Source organism: Pseudomonas sp. LBUM1659, assembly GCF_059716045.1.
The window spans coordinates 5,906,386-5,922,800 of sequence record NZ_CP166797.1 but is presented as its reverse complement, the minus strand read 5'-3'; the positions used below and the strand labels follow the sequence as shown (position 1 = coordinate 5,922,800).

The window sequence follows — 16,415 nt, the reverse complement described above, 5'->3', positions numbered from 1 at the left end:
AGCCGCCCGGAATAGGGTGGCCTGGTTTTGGGGCATATCAGGTCAGACGATTACCACTTGTAGCTTGCACTGGCGACGACGCTGCGTTGGTCGCCGTAGTAGCAGTAGAAACTGTCACAAGTGGAGATGTAGTCCTTGTTGAACAGGTTGGTGGCGTTCAAGGCCAGGGATGCGCCTTTCAGGCTGTTGTCCAAACGGCCGAGGTCGTAATGAACAGCGGCGTCGAACACGGTGTAGGCATCTGCCTTGCCCAGCTCGGTGTTGGCCTGATCGCCGTAGGTATTGCCGGTGTAGCGAGCGCCGGCACCTGCGCCGAAGCCATCCAGCACGCCGTTGTGCCAGGTGTAATCAGCCCACAGCGACGCCTGTTGGTTAGGCATCAGTTGCAGGCGATTGCCCTTGAATTCGCCATCTTGTACTTCGGATTTGGCCAGGGTGTACGCCGCGATGAGCTTGAGGTTTTCGTTGACGTCGGAAACGGCTTCCAGCTCCAGGCCTTTGACTTTGACTTCGCCGGTCTGGCTGGTGATCGACGTGCCGCCAACGTTGGTGGTGACCGAAACGTTTTTCTGGGTCAGGTCGTAGATAGCGGCGGTCAGCAGGGTGTCGCTGCCGGGTGGTTGGTACTTGATCCCCAGTTCCCACTGATTGCCTTTGGTGGGTTTGAACGATTCGGTGGCCGAGGCTGATGCACCGGTCGTGGGCTGGAAGGACTCGGCGTACGACAGGTACGGCACAAAGCCCGAGTCAAACACATAGCTGATCGCCGCGTTGCCGCTGAAGTTCTTGTCACGTTCGGTGTTGGTGGCATCGCCTTTGTTGAAGAACTTGGTGCCGGTGTGCACCCAGTCCTCCCGTCCGCCGAGGGTCAGGAGCCAATGGTCGAGGACCATCTGATCCTGCGCGTACAGGCCGGTCTGGTAGGTCTTCTGGTCGTAATCGTAGAACGCGGTGGAGCGGTCCGGACGCTCGATCGGCAAACCGTGGATCGGGTTGTTGACGTTGATCGGCGGTGCGGTGCCGAAGATCGAGGTGTAGTTGGTGTTGCTGCGCTGGTGGTCGAGACCCAGCAACACGGTGTGACGCACGTCGCCCGTCGCGAAGTCGGCCTGGAAGTTGTTATCCACGGCGAACTGGCTGATGTCTTCTTCGACGCTGGTGGTGGTGCGGCCGACGTTGCCAGCGTCATCAACCTGGGTGAACGGATACGCGCCGACGGTGATGGCCTGGAATGACAGGTCCGACTTGGTGTAACGCAGGTTCTGCTTGAACTGCCAGACGTCGTTCAGGCGATGTTCGAACGCATAGCCCAGCGCGTAGTAGGTGCGATCGTAGTATTCCCAGTCCGGATCGCCAAGGTTCTTGTGATGTGAAATATCACCGAACGGCATGTCGATTTTGGTGCCTTGCACCGGCAGGAACTGGCTGGTGATGCCGGTATCGTCGCGGGTGAATTGCGTCAGCAAGGTGAACTGGGTGTCCGGGTCGATGTTCCAGGTCAGGCTGGGTGCGATGTTGTAGCGCTTGTTGTCGACGTGGTCGATCTGCGTGCCGCTGTCGCGCACCACACCGCTCAGGCTGTAAAGAAACTGGCCTTCGTCATCAATCTTGCCGGTGTTGGCGAAGTTGATCTGACGATAATTGTAGCTGCCGTATTGCAGATCGATCTCGTTGCTCTCTATAGCCGTTGGACGCCGGCTGACCATGTCCAGCAGGCCACCCGGCGGGGTCTGGCCGTAAACCGAGGAGGCCGGGCCGCGCAGCACGGACAGGCGATCGAGGTTCCAGGTTTCTTGTTTCGGGTTGGCATACACGCCTTTTGGCAGTGGCAGGCCGTCGAGGAACTGGGTCGGTTCAAAACCGCGAACGCGCAGCCAATCGGCGCGGGTGTCGCTGCCGTAGCTGCTGGCAGTGATACCGGGCATATAGCGCACGGCGTCATCGAGGTTTTGCACATTGCGATCATCCATTTGGTCGCGGGTGACGACCGAAATCGAGCGCGGTACGTCGACTAGCGCTGTATCGGTCTTGGTGCCGGCGGCGGTGCGAGTGGCCAGGTAGCCTTCTACCGGGCCCCAGGCGCTTTCGGTATTGTCCACGCCGATGACGGCGGTTTCCGGCAGGGCCAGTGCGCCCTCGGGAATGGCGACCAGGCTGTAGGTGCCGGTGCTGCTTTGTTCCAGTTGCAGACCCGTGCCGCGCAAGGCTTCACGCAAGGCGCCGGCAGCGTCGAACTGACCCTTCACCGGTGCGGAGGACTTGCCTGCGGCCAGCGATGGGTTCAACGACAGCGCCAGACCGGCCTGACTCGCAATCTGGTTCAGGGTGCTGGCCAACGGTGCGGCCGGCAGGTTGTAGGCGCGAACGCTGGATGCCTGTTCAGCGGCGATCAGTTGGCCACTGGCCAAAGGCGTGCAAAAGGCAATGGCGACAGCCAGCAAGCTGGGGCGCAACAAGGTGTAGAGCGAACGGGGCATGCAGCGGCTCCTGAATGGAAATATTTCTCAATTGCTTAGGTGCCGCACGAGATTCGAAAAGTGATAGGGCTGGATGAAAATAATTTAGATTCAGCAATTGGATGCTGATCTGGAAGCTGATCGTTCCCACGCTCAGCGTGGGAATGCCTCAATGGACGCTCTGCGTCCGCTTCGGCATGTGACGCGGAGCGTCAGGGGCTGCATTCCCACGCGGGAGCGTGGGAACGATTATTTACAGGGGGCATATGGTTCAGGGTTTGGCGTCAGCTTTCGCCACCGTCACCCACCACGGTGTGTACTGTTCAATCTGCACCGGCAGGGTCGGCAACAGGGTGCTCAGGGCCTTGTCGGTGTCGTGTAGTGGAAAACTGCCGGTAATACGCAGGTTGGCAATCTCCGGTGCTACGCCTAGATACCCGCGCCGATAACGAGCGAGCTCATGCACCAGATCTTCCAGGCGAGCGTTGTCGACCACCAGCATGCCGCGGGTCCAGGCGTCGGCGCCGAAGTTGATGGCGACAACCGGCCCCAGGCCATTGCTGCGCATCAGCACTTGCTGACCTTCGTGCAGAATCTGTTCCTGGGAACTTGATTGCGGATGCACCGCCACCGCGGACTTCAACACGCTCAGGCGCGTGCCTTCTTCCTCGCGCTTGACCAGGAAGAGCGTCCCTAGCGCTTGCATGCTGCCTTCGCGGGTTTCGACGATAAACGGCCGGGCATCGCCGTGACCGGTCTCAACGAGGATTTCGCCTTCTTGAAGGATGATCCGCCGCTGCTTCTCATCAAAACGGATGTCCACGGCGCTGTGGGTATTGAGGTTGATCAGCGTGCCATCCGCCAGGCGCAGGGTGCGCTGCTCGCCGGTGGCGGTGCGCTGGTCGGCCAGCCAGTAGTCGAGGGGCAGATAACGATCACCGGCAAACAGGGCCAGCCCGATCACCGCGACAACGCTGGCCACGCCGCTGCCCAGTTTGCGCACACGGCGGCGAATGCTTTCACGCGATTGCAGCAACGCCGTACGGGCAGGGCCGTTAGCAACGCTGAAGCGCTGGTCGAGCATGCCCAACTGGCGCCAGGCTCGGGCATGTTCCTCGTGGGCCGCGTGCCATTGACTGAACGCTTCGCGCTCCACCGGATTGCCGGAGTCCAGGGACAATTGCCAGGCAATCGCCGCATCCAGCACCTTGGCCGATACCGGTTTGGAACTGACCGGGTTCATACCGGCTCACCGTACAACGCGATGTAGCACTGACGAATCCCTTGGGCCAGGTATTGCCGAACACGCGGCACCGAGACGCCCAGTCGCTGGGCGATTTCGGCATGACCGAGGCCGTCGAGGCGGTTATAGAGAAATGCGGCCCGGGCCTTGCTCGACAGCTGAACCAGCAGGCGGTCGATGGCTTTGAGGTCCTCGAGGATCATCTGCTGCTCCTCGACCGACGGTTGTTCGCCTTCGGGGATCAGCATCAGTTCGGCGAGGTAGGCCTGTTCCAGCGCGGCGCGGCGGAAATAGTCGAACAGCAGGCCTTTGGCAATCGCCACCAGAAACGCCCGCGGCTCGCGAGGCTCTTTAAGTTCATCCCGGCCCAGCAACCGCACGAAAGTGTCCTGACTCAGGTCTTCTGCACGTTGCGCACAAGCCACGTTGCGTCGCAGCCAGGCCAATAGCCAGCCGCGATGGTCGCGATATAACGCACCAACGAGCTCACTGTGGGGGCTTTGGATTGACGACACGCAGCATCACCGATTGGGAAGTGTTAACTAACGAGAATTGTTCGCGATTGTCGCAGAGGCGGGGATGGTACGCAATTGGCACTGGTCGGGTGGATTGAGCTGTATGCATTCAGCTTTACCGCGTTATCGTTCATCACGTGCAAGCCACGCTCCCACAGGTGACCGAGTACCCCTGTAGGAGCGGCTTGCCCGCGAAGGCGTCAGAACAGCCACTGCATATTTAAAAGGAAGGTTGTCGCTGCCTGCGTTTCCACTGGCTCAGCCGCTGCTGCAGGTTCAGTGGGCTATGAATCTGTTGCTGCCGCGCCCGGCTGAACAGGATCAATGCCAATTCGGCCGTCGCCAAGGCGTCGGCACTGGCGTTATGTCGCTCGAACACTTCCAGTTTGAACCAGTCGATCCACTCATCCAGCCCGGCGTCTCGAATGTGAGCCTGTGGGCACAGCAGCGGGGCGATGTCTGCCACATCCAGAAACGGATGGGCCAACTTGTAGCCCAAATGGTCTTTCAGTGCGCGGCCAAGCATGTGCTGATCGAAGGGGGCATGAAACGCCAGCACCGGGCTGTCGCCGACGAACTCCATGAATTCGAGCAAGGCTTGCGCCGGGTCGCTGCCGGCCGCAATGGCACTTGGGCCCAACCCGTGAATCAGCACGCTGGGTGCCAGCTTCATGTCGGCGCATCGCAGCGTGCGTTCGAACTGCTGGCTGAAATCGATGGCGCCGTCCTCGATCACCACGGCACCGATGGACAACACTCGGTCCTTGTTCAGGTTCAGCCCGGTGGTTTCCAGGTCGAGCACCACCCAACGCTGTTCGCGCAGGCTGCATCCACCCAGCTCGGTCACCGCTGGAAAGCGCTGCAAACGTTGTTGCCATTCGTCTGTCAGGATCGGGGTGACCGGGCGCAGCCATGAAAACAGGCTCATAGCTGATACCGCAGAGTCAGGCTGCTTTGCAGACGTTGCGCTTGGCGCAGGGATTCACGCAGGATCCGTCGGTCCAGATGGTTGAGGCTGTCCGGATCGACCCGGTTGGAATAGGGCAAGTTCTCCCGGGTCTGTAACTGATGCTGCTGCATGCGGGTTTGCTGAATGAAGTGGTACGCCTCTTCATACGCCGCACCGTCCAGCGGCTGAATGATTTCCTTGGCAACCAGTTGGCGAAATCGCTCCAGGGTATTGTTGGTCTCGATGCCGTGAGCCAATGCCAGCAACCGCGCGCCGTCGACGAAAGGCGTCAGCCCCTGCACCTTCAAGTCCAGCGTGGCTTTTTCACCGTTCTTGCGCGCCAGTACGAACTCACGGAAACGCCCGACAGGCGGACGATTGCGCAAGGCGTTCTCGGCCAACATCCGCTGGAACAGCCGGTTATCGCCAACCTGATCGAGAACCCCGCGGCGTAACTGCTCGCATCCTTGTTCGTCACCCCAGACCACGCGCAAGTCGAAATAAATGCTCGAGCCCAGCAGGTTTTCCGGCGTCGCCTCGCGGATAAACGCTGCAAACCGCCGAGCCCATTCGGCACGCGACAAGCACAGCTCCGGATTGCCCGCCATGATGTTGCCCTTGCACAGCGTGAAACCGCAGAGCGCCAGACTTTGGTTGATCTGCTGGGCAATCGGCAACAGCTTGCCGCGTATTTCTGCCGCATGCGCCGCGTCACGTGCCTCGAACAAAATGCCGTTGTCCTGATCGGTATGCAGCGTCTGCTCGCGACGGCCTTCGCTGCCGAAGCACAACCAACTGAACGGCACACCGGGGTCGCCTTTCTCGGCGAGGGTCAGTTCGATCACCCGGCACACGGTGTGGTCGTTGAGCAGGGTGATGATGTGAGTGATCTGTGTCGACGACGCGCCGTGCGCCAGCATGCGCTCGACCAGTTGGCCGATCTCGCCGCGCATCAACACCAGGTTTTCCACGCGCTGGGCACTGCGAATCGTCCGTGCCAGGTGCACCAGATCGACCCGTTGCAGGGAAAACAGGTCCCGCTCCGAGACCACGCCGCACAGGCGGTGTTCTTTCACCAGGCAGACGTGGGCGATGTGCCGCTCGGTCATGGCGATTGCCGCGTCGAAAGCGCTGTGGTCCGGCGTCAGGAAAAACGGCGCCTGAGTCATGTGCCGCTCGATGGCTTCGTTGAAGTCGTTGGTGCCCTCGGCCACGACATGACGCAGGTCGCGCAGGGTGAAAATCCCCAGCGGGGCTTTGTGCTCATCGACCACGACGATGCTGCCGACCTGTTGCTCGTGCATCAGCTTCACCGCTTCACGCAGCGGCGTCGCCGGGCTGCAAGTCACAGGGTGGCGCATGGCCAATTCGCCCAGGCGTGTGTTCAGCGAATACTGAGTGCCGAGGGTCTCCACGGCTTTTTGCTGGACTTGCTGGTTTACCTGATCCAGCAAGCTACTGACGCCACGCAGGGCAAAGTCGCGAAAGGTGCTGGAAAGCGCGAACAGTTTGATGAAGGCCAGCTTGTTCAGTTGCAGGCAAAAGGTGTCTTCGGCAGCAAGGTGTTCGGTGCGGGTCGCACGCTCACCCAGCAGCGCGGCGAGGGGGAAGCACTCGCCGGTGGTGATTTCGAAGGTGGTTTCGGTGCCGCCCTTGGCGGTGTGGGGGCGCTCACCAACGACGCGGCCCTGTTTGACGATGTAGAAATGCTCAAGCGGTCCATCGGCGGGCTTGATGATACTCTCGCCGGGGGCATAAAAACGCAGCTGACATTGCTCAACCAGGTACGCCAGGTGAGCGTGTTCCATCTGATTGAAGGGCGGAAAACGCTGAAGGAATTGCAACGTGCCCTGGATGTTCTGCAACACCGCGGTTTTCCCAGCCTGTGTGAAGGCGTCCGCTTTACTCATAACCATTACCGCAGTCGTTGGAGTTATTGTTGTCGGATGACCCAGCCATGGTCGGCCCCTGCGCGCAGGGTGCCCATTGGACGTAAGTCTAGGTAGGCAGTACGGGTGTCGGTATTTGGGAAAAGTCTCACGCAACTGTGGGAAAAACCTCCTACATTGGCTATAGGAAACTTTTCCGACGAAGTGCACATTGAAGGTCTGCTTAGCGATGTCTGACGGATGTGCTAGGGAATAGAAATGAAAACGTAGAGTAAGCCATGTCCGACCACGATATTTTGAGTGACGCCGAGCGCAAGGCGCTGAGTGACGTCATGCTGGAACCAGACCTGCCGCCGCAGCGGGTGCTGATCGTCGACGACGATAAAGACTCGCGCGAGTTGCTGTCGTTGATTCTGGCGGTGGACGGGGTGCGCTGCATGACTGCCGCCAGTGGCGAAACGGCACTCAGGATGTTGGAGACGATGCCATCGATTGGCCTGGTGATTACCGATCTGCGGATGGGAAATGTCGATGGTCTGGACCTGATCCGCCAGGTTCGTGAGTCGGTTCGGGCGGCAATGCCATTCATCATCGTTTCCGGTGACGCCGACGTGAAAGATGCGATCGCCGCCATGCATTTAAGCGTGGTCGACTTCCTGCTCAAACCTGTCGATACCGGCAAGCTGTTGGCGCTGGTCAAGCATGAGTTGGGAATGGATGTGCAAGAACCGATTTGAAACAAAAAGGCCCTGATCTTTCGATCAGGGCCTTTTTTTATCCGGCGTCAGCGCTTAGTTACAGGCCATTGGCAGCCTTGAACTCGCGACGACGACGGTGCAGGACCGGCTCGGTGTAGCCGTTCGGCTGTTTAGTGCCTTCGACCACCAGTTCAACCGCTGCCTGGAAGGCGATGTTGCTGTCGAAGTTCGGAGCCAGCGGACGGTACAGCGCGTCATTGGCGTTCTGACGGTCAACCACCGGCGCCATGCGCTTGAGGCTTTCCATCACTTGATCTTCGGTGACGATGCCATGACGCAGCCAGTTGGCGATGTGCTGGCTGGAAATACGCAGCGTCGCACGGTCTTCCATCAGGCCGACATCGTTGATGTCCGGCACTTTCGAGCAACCCACGCCCTGGTCGATCCAGCGCACCACGTAACCGAGAATGCCCTGGGCGTTGTTGTCCAGTTCGTTCTTGATCTGCTCTGCGGTCCATTGCGGGTTCACCGCCAACGGAATGGTCAGGATGTCGTCCACTGAAGCGCGAGCACGTTTGGCCAGTTCGGCCTGACGGGCGAACACGTCAACCTTGTGGTAGTGCAATGCGTGCAGCGCAGCAGCCGTCGGCGATGGAACCCAGGCAGTGTTCGCGCCGGCCAGCGGGTGAGCGATTTTTTGTTCGAGCATCGCGGCCATCAGGTCGGGCATGGCCCACATGCCTTTACCGATCTGCGCGCGGCCTTGCAGGCCGGTGCTCAAACCGATATCGACGTTCCAGTTTTCGTAGGCGCCGATCCACTTCTCGGCCTTCATGTCGGCCTTGCGCACCATCGGGCCGGCTTCCATGGAAGTGTGGATTTCGTCGCCCGTGCGGTCGAGGAAACCGGTGTTGATGAACACCACGCGCTCGCTGGCGGCCTTGATGCAGGCCTTGAGGTTGACCGTAGTACGGCGCTCCTCGTCCATGATCCCGACTTTCAGCGTGTTACGCGGCAGGTCGAGCACTTCTTCGATGCGACCGAACAGCTCGTTGGTGAACGCGGCTTCTTCCGGGCCGTGCATTTTCGGTTTGACGATGTAGACCGAACCGGTGCGGCTGTTCTTGCGCGAGCTGTTGCCGTTGAGGCTGTGGATCGCCGCGAGGCTGGTGATCAGGCCGTCGAGAATGCCTTCCGGCACTTCGTTGCCGTCCTTGTCGAGAATCGCGTCGATGGTCATCAGGTGACCGACGTTGCGCACGAACAACAGCGAACGACCGTGCAGGCTCAGTTCCTTGCCGTCGACACCGGTGTAGGTGCGATCAGCGTTCATGGTGCGGGTAAAGGTCTGACCGCCCTTGGAGACTTCTTCCGACAGATCGCCCTTCATCAGGCCGAGCCAGTTGCGGTAGATCACCACTTTGTCATCGGCATCGACAGCAGCGACGGAGTCTTCGCAGTCCATAATGGTGGTCAGCGCGGCTTCCATCAGGATGTCTTTGATGCCGGCAGCGTCGGTCTGGCCGACCGGGGTGCTGGCGTCGACCTGGATTTCGAAGTGCAGGCCGTTGTTTTTCAGCAGGATCGCGGTCGGTGCGGCTGCATCGCCGTGGAAACCGATCAGCTGGGCGTCGTTGCGCAGGCCGGTGTTGCTGCCGCCTTCAAGGGCGACCACCAGTTTGCCGTCAACGATCTTGTAGCCAGTGGAATCGACGTGGGAGCCGGCAGCCAACGGCGCGGCTTCGTCGAGGAAAGCACGGGCGAAGGCAATAACCTTGTCGCCGCGAACCTTGTTGTAGCCTTTGCCTTTTTCCGCGCCATCGGCTTCGCTAATGGCGTCGGTGCCGTAGAGCGCGTCGTACAGCGAACCCCAGCGGGCGTTCGAAGCATTGAGCGCGAAACGGGCATTCATTACCGGGACCACGAGCTGTGGACCGGCCATGCGGGCGATTTCGTCATCGACGTTTTGCGTCGTTGCCTGGAAATCGGCTGCTTCTGGCAGCAGATAACCGATGTCTTGCAAGAAGGCCTTATAGGCCTTCGGATCGTGCACCTGGGCTGACCCAAGAGCTTGGCGGGATTGGTGCCAGCCATCGATACGAGCCTGGAAATCATCGCGTTTGGCGAGTAGGGCTTTGTTCTTCGGAGCCAGGTCATGAATGACCTTGTCGGCACCGGCCCAGAACTTGTCGGCGGAGAGGCCGGTACCGGGAATGGCTTCGTTGTTCACGAAGTCGAACAGGACTTTGGCGACCTGCAGGCCACCGACTTGAACGTGTTCAGTCATTGCTTGCCTCACTCTGCTCAGCTATTTCGCTTTTCAGCTCTTCAATTTTGACAATGAAGCCTCTGGCCATTTAAACCACAAACCCGTCCGCCAGTACATGCCCTTGCGGGCGGCTGGGTTCGGTCCGATCAACGGCTTGGAGGCCTTGCTGACAGGGCTTTTCAGGGTTGCGAGTGTGCCTGTGGCAGACATCGATCCAACGTTATGTAGTGCACGCTGCGGCATACTACATGATGAATTGCGCTTGTGAAAATCAGACTAATTACGTCGTTCTGCGACCCCGTGACGCATTGCAGTCACGCCGGGGTACGGGATGTTCTCAAAAAACTATTGGATTGTTCCAGTTAAATATAAAAAGTTGTACACGATTTGTTTTCAGCAGGTTCATCCGTGGGTGGCCATCGCGGGCAAGCCTTGCTCCTACTGGATTGGGGGAAGCCCGAACTGAGTGATTGACGCAGACCTGTAGGAGCAAGGCTTGCCCGCGATGAGGCTGGTCCATTCACCGCAAGTCCGGATCTGTCGCATCACCCCTCGGCCCCTTGCCTATACTTGGTTTTCTATAACAAAAGTCATGACAGAGGGCTGCGCCATGGACCACCTCGTACTCACAGTATTTGCTCCAGACAAGGCCGGGCAGGTCGAGCGCATCGCCCAGTGCATTGCCGAGCACGGCGGCAACTGGCTGGAAAGCCGCATGTCACGCATGGCTGGGCAGTTCGCCGGGATTCTTCGAGTGGGCGTGCCGGCCGAGGCCTACGATGAATTGGTCGATGCCCTGCAAGCTTTGTCATCCCAAGGCATTCGCGTGCTGATTGCCGAGAGCGGCATCGAACAGTCCTGCACCTGGAAACCCATTGCGATGGAGTTGGTGGGCAATGATCGCCCGGGGATCGTGCGTGACATCACCCGTCTGCTCAGCGAGCAAGGTGTGAACCTGGAAAGGTTGGTCACTGAAGTGCGCCCGGCGCCGATGAGCAGCGAGCCACTGTTTCACGCTGAAGCAATCCTTGCGGTGCCGCTGACCTTGTCGCTGGACGTATTGCAGTCGCGCCTGGAAACCCTGGCAGACGATTTGATGGTGGAGCTGGTGCTGCGCAGTGAGCCTTGACAGGGTTATCCAAGTTAAACGTGCACCCGCCTGTGGATAACCTGTAGAGACAGCCCGCCAGCCCACGCCGGCCGGGCTTCTTCAGGATCTGATCAAAAAACCATCAGTTTCAACGAGTTGCACACAAACGCCGGGGATCACGCTGTGGATAACCTTGGGAAAGATCGATGCAGGCCACGAGAGACGTGGCCTGTAGAGGTTTGTGTGTTTTTTGATCAGGTGCGGCGGCGCAGACTTATCCACGCATCAACGCTGTAAACCGCCAGGCCCGCCCAAATAAAGATGAACGCCACGAGCGTGCTGGACGACAGGTGTTCGCCAAACAGCAGGACGGCTTGCAACAGCACCAGCGTCGGCGCCAGGTACTGGAGGAATCCCAAGGTCATGTAGGGTATATGCCTTGCTGCGGCGTTGAAACAGATCAGCGGTACCAGCGTGATCGGGCCGGCGGCGACCAGCCACCAGGCTTCGGAGGTGGTCCAGAACTCTGGTTGCGCGCTGGCCGCTGTCGGGTTGAACAGCAACCACGCGACCGCAATCGGCACCAGCATCCAGGTTTCCACCACCAGACCGGGCAGCGCTTTGACGGGCGCCTGCTTGCGGATCAATCCGTAGAAACCAAAGGACAACGCCAGCACCAGCGACACCCATGGCAGGCTGCCGACTTGCCACACCTGTTGCGCCACGCCGACTGCCGCCAGACCTACGGCGATCCACTGCATGCGCCGCAATCGTTCGCCGAGGATCAGCATGCCCAGCAGGACGTTCACCAGCGGGTTGATGTAGTAGCCGAGGCTGGCTTCGAGCATCCGTCCGTTGTTCACTGCCCACACGTAAGTCAGCCAGTTGGCCGCGATCAGCGTGCCGCTCAGGGCCAGGATCGCCAGGCGTTTGGGGTTGTCACGCAACTCGCGCCACCAGCCTGGATGTTTCCACACCATCAGCAACAAGGCGCCGAACAGCGCGGACCAAAGCACGCGATGGATGATGATCTCCGCGGCAGGCACGCTGGCGATGGCTTTGAAGTAGATCGGGAACAGTCCCCAGATGATGTAGGCAGTAAGGCCCAGAATGTACCCGCGACGCGGGTTGGCGGCTTGCATGCAGAATCCTTGCTTAGGCAGCTAACAAAGTGGGGATTGTATAGATGTGTCATGACTTTTGTAGGAGCAAGGCTTGCCCGCGATAAACGATGACGCGGTTCGATTGGCAAACCGCGTCGTTCCCATCGCGGGCAAGCCTTGCTCCTACAGGGCCGCGCTGGTCAGAAGAGTTTTAGTGGTTCTTCATTGAGCGCTGCCAATTGCTCACGCAACGCCAACACCTGGTCCCCCCAGTACCGCTCACTGCCGAACCACGGAAAACTGTGAGGGAACGCCGGGTCGTCCCAGCGACGGGCGAGCCAGGCGCTGTAGTGCATCAGGCGCAAGGCGCGCAGCGGTTCGATGAGCGCCAGTTCTCGCGGATCGAAATCGTGAAATTCGTTGTAGCCGTCCATCAGTTCCGACAACTGCCCGAGACATTCCTGACGATCACCGGCCAGCATCATCCAGATGTCCTGCACCGCCGGACCCATGCGGCAGTCGTCGAGGTCGACGATGTGGAACATCTCGTCGCGGCACATCATGTTGCCGGGGTGGCAGTCGCCGTGCATGCGGATGTTCTGGTGCGGCGTCGCCTTATAGACCTCTTCCACCCGCTTGAGCAGGTCGCGGGCCACGGACTCGTAGGCCGGCAGCAGGCTTTTGGGAACAAAATTGCCTTCGAGCAAAGTAGTCAGCGAGTCGTGGCCGAAGTTTTTCACGCCCAGCGCTTCACGGTGTTCGAACGGTTTGGTCGAACCCACGGCGTGCAGACGCCCCAACAACTGACCCAGGCGATAGAGTTGATCGAGATTGCCCGGCTCCGGCGCACGGCCGCCACGGCGGGGAAACAGGGTGAAACGAAACCCGTTGTGTTCGTGCAGGCTGGCGCCGTTGTGGATCATCGGCGCGACCACGGGCACGTCGCACTCGGCGAGTTCGAAGGTGAACTGATGCTCTTCGAGAATCGCTTCGTTGGTCCAGCGCTGCGGGCGGTAGAACTTGGCGATCAGCGGCTCGGAGTCTTCGATGCCGACTTGATAGACGCGGTTTTCGTAGCTGTTGAGCGCCAGAATGCGCGCGTCGCTGAGAAAGCCGATGCTTTCGACGGCATCGAGCACGAGGTCTGGGGTGAGGGTTGCAAACGGGTGGGCCATGCTGACTCCTGCGCGCAGCAGGCTGCCGCGTCCGGCCAAGCATGGTAGCGCAGACGAGCTGTCTTTAGGGCCTGCACTTGAGATGAGTGTTGTCTGGGCTGGCGCCTTCGCGGGCAAGCCCGCTCCTACAGGTACAGCGTGATCCCATGTAGGAGCGAGGCTTGCCCGCGAAGGGGCCTTATCAGGCGCCGACGATCCCGCCATCTTCACGGGAAATCGCCATCACCGAGGACCGCGGCTTCCCGTTCGGTAAGTGCTCAGGGAACGTCGACCCACCGTTTTCTCCCGGATGCTGAATCCCGACAAACAGCGTCTTCTGATCCGGCGAAAAGCTGATCCCGGTGACTTCGCAGCCAATTGGCCCGACCATGAAGCGGCGGATCTCCCCGGTCACCGGGTCGGCACACAGCATCTGGTTATTGCCCATGCCGGCAAAATCACCGGCATTGCTCGAATCACCATCAGTGAGAATCCACAACCGCCCGGCCTTGTCGAAGCCCAAGCCATCCGGGCTGTTGAACATGTTCTGCGGTGTGATGTTCGACGAACCACCCTTTGGCGTGTCGGCGTGGACCCCCGGGTTGCCGGCGACCACAAACAGGTCCCAGGCAAAGCTTTTCGAGGCGTGATCATCGCGGTCGGTGCGCCAGCGCAGAATCTGCCCGTAGACGTTTTTCTCGCGTGGGTTTGGCCCGCCCACCGGTTGGCCCTCTTCGCCGCGCTTGGCGTTGTTGGTCAGGGTGCAATAAACCTGGCCATCCTTGGGGCTGACCACGATCCATTCCGGGCGATCCATGCGCGTGGCTTTCACCACGCTGGCGGCGAGGCGCGCGTGGATCAGCACTTCGGCCTGATCGGCAAAGCCGCTGCTGGCGTCGATGCCGTTTTTGCCGTGCGTCAGTTCGACCCACTCGCCTTGGCCTTTCGGGTGGTCGGCATTGCCGTCGCCGGCGTCGAAGCGCGCCACGTACAAGGTGCCGTGATCCAACAGGTCGCGGTTGGCCTTGGGGTTTTTATGGTTGATTTTGTCGCGGCTGACGAATTTGTAGATGAACTCGCCGCGTTCGTCGTCGCCCATGTACACCACGGCGTGGCCGTCATGGGTTTCGGCCAGTGCGGCGTTTTCATGCTTGAAGCGGCCCAGGGCTGTGCGCTTGACCGGGGTCGATTGCGGATCGAACGGGTCGATTTCTACCACCCAGCCGTGACGGTTGAGTTCGTTGGGATTCTTCGCCAGGTCGAATCGCTCATCGTGCTGATGCCAGTTGATCTCTTTACTGGTCGCTACCGCGCCGTAGCGTTTCTGCGCGGCGTCGAATTTCTGCTCGGCGTTGCTGCTGCCGAAGCAGTCGGTGAAGTTCTCTTCGCACGTCAAATACGTGCCCCACGGCGTCTTGCCGTTGGCGCAGTTCTGGAAGGTGCCGAGGACATTCTTGCCGTGCAGGTCGGCGCTGGTTTTCAGCAGTTCATGGCCGGCGGCCGGGCCGCTCAGGCTGATCGGTGCGTTGCCGTGAATACGCCGGTTGTAGCGCGAGCCCTGGACGAATTGCCAATGGCCGTTCTTGCGCTGCACTTCGATCACCGTCACGCCCTCACAGGCCAGCGCCTTGCGCACTTCTTCGGCGGACTGCGGCATGCCGCCATGCGGGTAGAGGTAGCGATAGTTGGTGTATTCGTTGTTGATCGCCATCAGCGCCCGGTCTTTTTCACCGGGGAACTCGAACAGGCTCATGCCGTCATTGTTGTCGCCGAACTGGACTTCCTGTTGCTCGGCCGTGCCGTTGCCGCTGGGGTCGAACGCCGGACCGTTGTTGTGCAAGGGCTGGCCCCAGCTGATCAATACCGAGGATTTGTAACCTGCTGGCAGGCTGATGGCGTCGCTGGTGGCTGCGGGGATACTGTCAAAACCCAACAGCTTGCTGGTGCCGGCGCTGACACTCGCGGCCAGCACGCTGCGGCTCAGCAGGTTGCCACCGAGGAACATGGCGGCACCGCAGAGGGCACCGGCGCTGATGAAGCCGCGACGGCTGAGGCCGACCATCTTTTCGAGGTCGGTGGACTGGTTTTCTTCTAATAGGCTCACATCAGGCTCCCTGCGGGTTTTTGCAGCCACCTTAAAGAGCCTTGATGAAGCTTTTGTTTCAGAGCGGTGTACCGAGCAACACGTTGGATGGCGCGAACTGCACCAGCACCGGTTTGGCAGCGGCAAGCCCCAGCGTTCGCAAATGCAGCGGCTCGGCCAACGCGCAGAGTGTCTGACCATTGGGCAAGCCGATGCGTACTTCGCTGGGGCTGTCTTCGGCGTCGAGAATGGCTTCGATAATGCCTTTCAAGAAGTTGTTGCCGGGTGTTGCTTGTTGATCGATGCCCAACAATTCAAGCCAACCGGCCTTGATCAACGCCACCACTCCGGTGCCAGTTTCCAGCTCCAGGCGCAGGGTGCTGTCGTGGGTGATCTGCGCATCGATGGTCAAGCCTTCGGCCAGTTCAAGACGGATCCGGTCGTTGCGCCCCTGAGCTTCGATCCCTACGACTGTGCCGTGCAGTTGATTGCGCGCGCTGGTCCGGAGCATCAGGCGGCCGAGCAGGTCCAGATCGCTGGCATCTTCGGCAGCTTCCAGCACTTGGGCCTGCAAAACTTGCAGCTTTTGATAAAGGCGCAATACGCGCAGGCCTTCGCTGGAGAGTTTGGCGCCACCGCCGCCCTTGCCGCCGACGCTGCGCTCCACCAGCGGCTTCTGCGCCAGGTTGTTCAGCTCGTCAATAGCATCCCACGCCGCCTTGTAGCTCAGGCCCGCACTTTTCGCGGCACGGGTGATCGAGCCTTGTTCGGCGATGTGTTGCAGCAACGCAATGCGCTGCGGACGACGGACAATGTGCTGGGACAACAACGTAGGCAAGGACATGGCAGGCGCTTTGGGCTGAGACAATGGAGAAGACGTTGGCCGCTTGGGCTGCGGGAGTCAAGTCAGGCCGCAATCCCTGTAGGAGTGAGCCTGCTCGCGATGGCGGTCTGACATTCACCATT

12 protein-coding genes are annotated in these 16,415 nt (G+C 60.1%); 2 read left to right on the top strand and 10 right to left on the bottom strand.

Going from position 1 to position 16,415, the window contains the following annotated elements:
- Window positions 1-50: 50 nt before the first annotated feature.
- The 5 genes from ACA048_RS27065 to ACA048_RS27045 all read right to left on the bottom strand — a co-directional run bounded on the left by ACA048_RS27065 (window position 51) and on the right by ACA048_RS27045 (window position 7,079).
- Window positions 51-2,477, bottom strand: a complete 2,427-nt coding sequence (locus tag ACA048_RS27065) for a TonB-dependent siderophore receptor (RefSeq protein ID WP_497627002.1) — start codon at window positions 2,475-2,477, stop codon at window positions 51-53.
- 250 nt (window positions 2,478-2,727) lie between these two features.
- Complete coding sequence (locus ACA048_RS27060; protein ID WP_497627001.1) at window positions 2,728-3,699, bottom strand: FecR domain-containing protein; 972 nt, start codon at window positions 3,697-3,699, stop codon at window positions 2,728-2,730.
- A complete protein-coding gene (locus tag ACA048_RS27055; protein WP_497627000.1) occupies window positions 3,696-4,214 on the bottom strand; it encodes an RNA polymerase sigma factor in 519 nt (172 codons plus the stop codon). The genes ACA048_RS27060 and ACA048_RS27055 overlap by 4 nt, the downstream gene beginning before the upstream one ends.
- A gap of 220 nt (window positions 4,215-4,434) precedes the next feature.
- Window positions 4,435-5,142, bottom strand: a complete 708-nt coding sequence (locus tag ACA048_RS27050) for a 3'-5' exonuclease (protein ID WP_497626999.1) — start codon at window positions 5,140-5,142, stop codon at window positions 4,435-4,437.
- Window positions 5,139-7,079 carry a DUF294 nucleotidyltransferase-like domain-containing protein gene (locus ACA048_RS27045; RefSeq protein ID WP_497626998.1) on the bottom strand — a complete coding sequence of 647 codons (1,941 nt, stop codon included), beginning with the start codon at window positions 7,077-7,079 and terminating at the stop codon, window positions 5,139-5,141. Before ACA048_RS27045 ends, ACA048_RS27050 begins: the two co-directional genes overlap by 4 nt.
- Window positions 7,080-7,330: 251 nt before the next feature.
- On the opposite strand from ACA048_RS27045, the gene ACA048_RS27040 reads away from it, so the two are divergent.
- On the top strand, window positions 7,331-7,789 hold the full coding sequence (locus tag ACA048_RS27040) for a response regulator (protein ID WP_497626997.1): 459 nt from the start codon (window positions 7,331-7,333) through the stop codon (window positions 7,787-7,789).
- Window positions 7,790-7,847: 58 nt separating this feature from the next.
- Here the strand turns inward: ACA048_RS27040 and ACA048_RS27035 are convergent, their stop codons facing one another.
- The gene (locus ACA048_RS27035) at window positions 7,848-10,037 is read right to left on the bottom strand and encodes a malate synthase G (RefSeq protein ID WP_497626996.1); all 2,190 of its coding nucleotides are present in this window, start codon (window positions 10,035-10,037) and stop codon (window positions 7,848-7,850) included.
- Between the two features lie 592 nt (window positions 10,038-10,629).
- On the opposite strand from ACA048_RS27035, the gene ACA048_RS27030 reads away from it, so the two are divergent.
- On the top strand, window positions 10,630-11,148 hold the full coding sequence (locus ACA048_RS27030; RefSeq protein ID WP_497626995.1) for a glycine cleavage system transcriptional repressor: 519 nt from the start codon (window positions 10,630-10,632) through the stop codon (window positions 11,146-11,148).
- Between the two features lie 215 nt (window positions 11,149-11,363).
- On the opposite strand, the gene rarD is transcribed toward ACA048_RS27030, so the two are convergent.
- From rarD to ACA048_RS27010, 4 genes are all read right to left on the bottom strand, one after another.
- A complete protein-coding gene (gene rarD, locus ACA048_RS27025; protein ID WP_497626994.1) occupies window positions 11,364-12,251 on the bottom strand; it encodes an EamA family transporter RarD in 888 nt (295 codons plus the stop codon).
- A 161-nt stretch (window positions 12,252-12,412) separates the two neighbouring features.
- Window positions 12,413-13,387 (bottom strand): serine/threonine protein kinase, encoded by a 975-nt coding sequence (locus ACA048_RS27020; RefSeq protein WP_123433055.1) that lies wholly within the window; start codon window positions 13,385-13,387, stop codon window positions 12,413-12,415.
- A gap of 181 nt (window positions 13,388-13,568) precedes the next feature.
- Window positions 13,569-15,470 carry a PhoX family protein gene (locus ACA048_RS27015; protein WP_497626993.1) on the bottom strand — a complete coding sequence of 634 codons (1,902 nt, stop codon included), beginning with the start codon at window positions 15,468-15,470 and terminating at the stop codon, window positions 13,569-13,571.
- A 58-nt stretch (window positions 15,471-15,528) separates the two neighbouring features.
- A complete protein-coding gene (locus ACA048_RS27010) occupies window positions 15,529-16,293 on the bottom strand; it encodes a TOBE domain-containing protein (protein WP_497626992.1) in 765 nt (254 codons plus the stop codon).
- Between the last annotated feature and the right edge of the window lie 122 nt (window positions 16,294-16,415).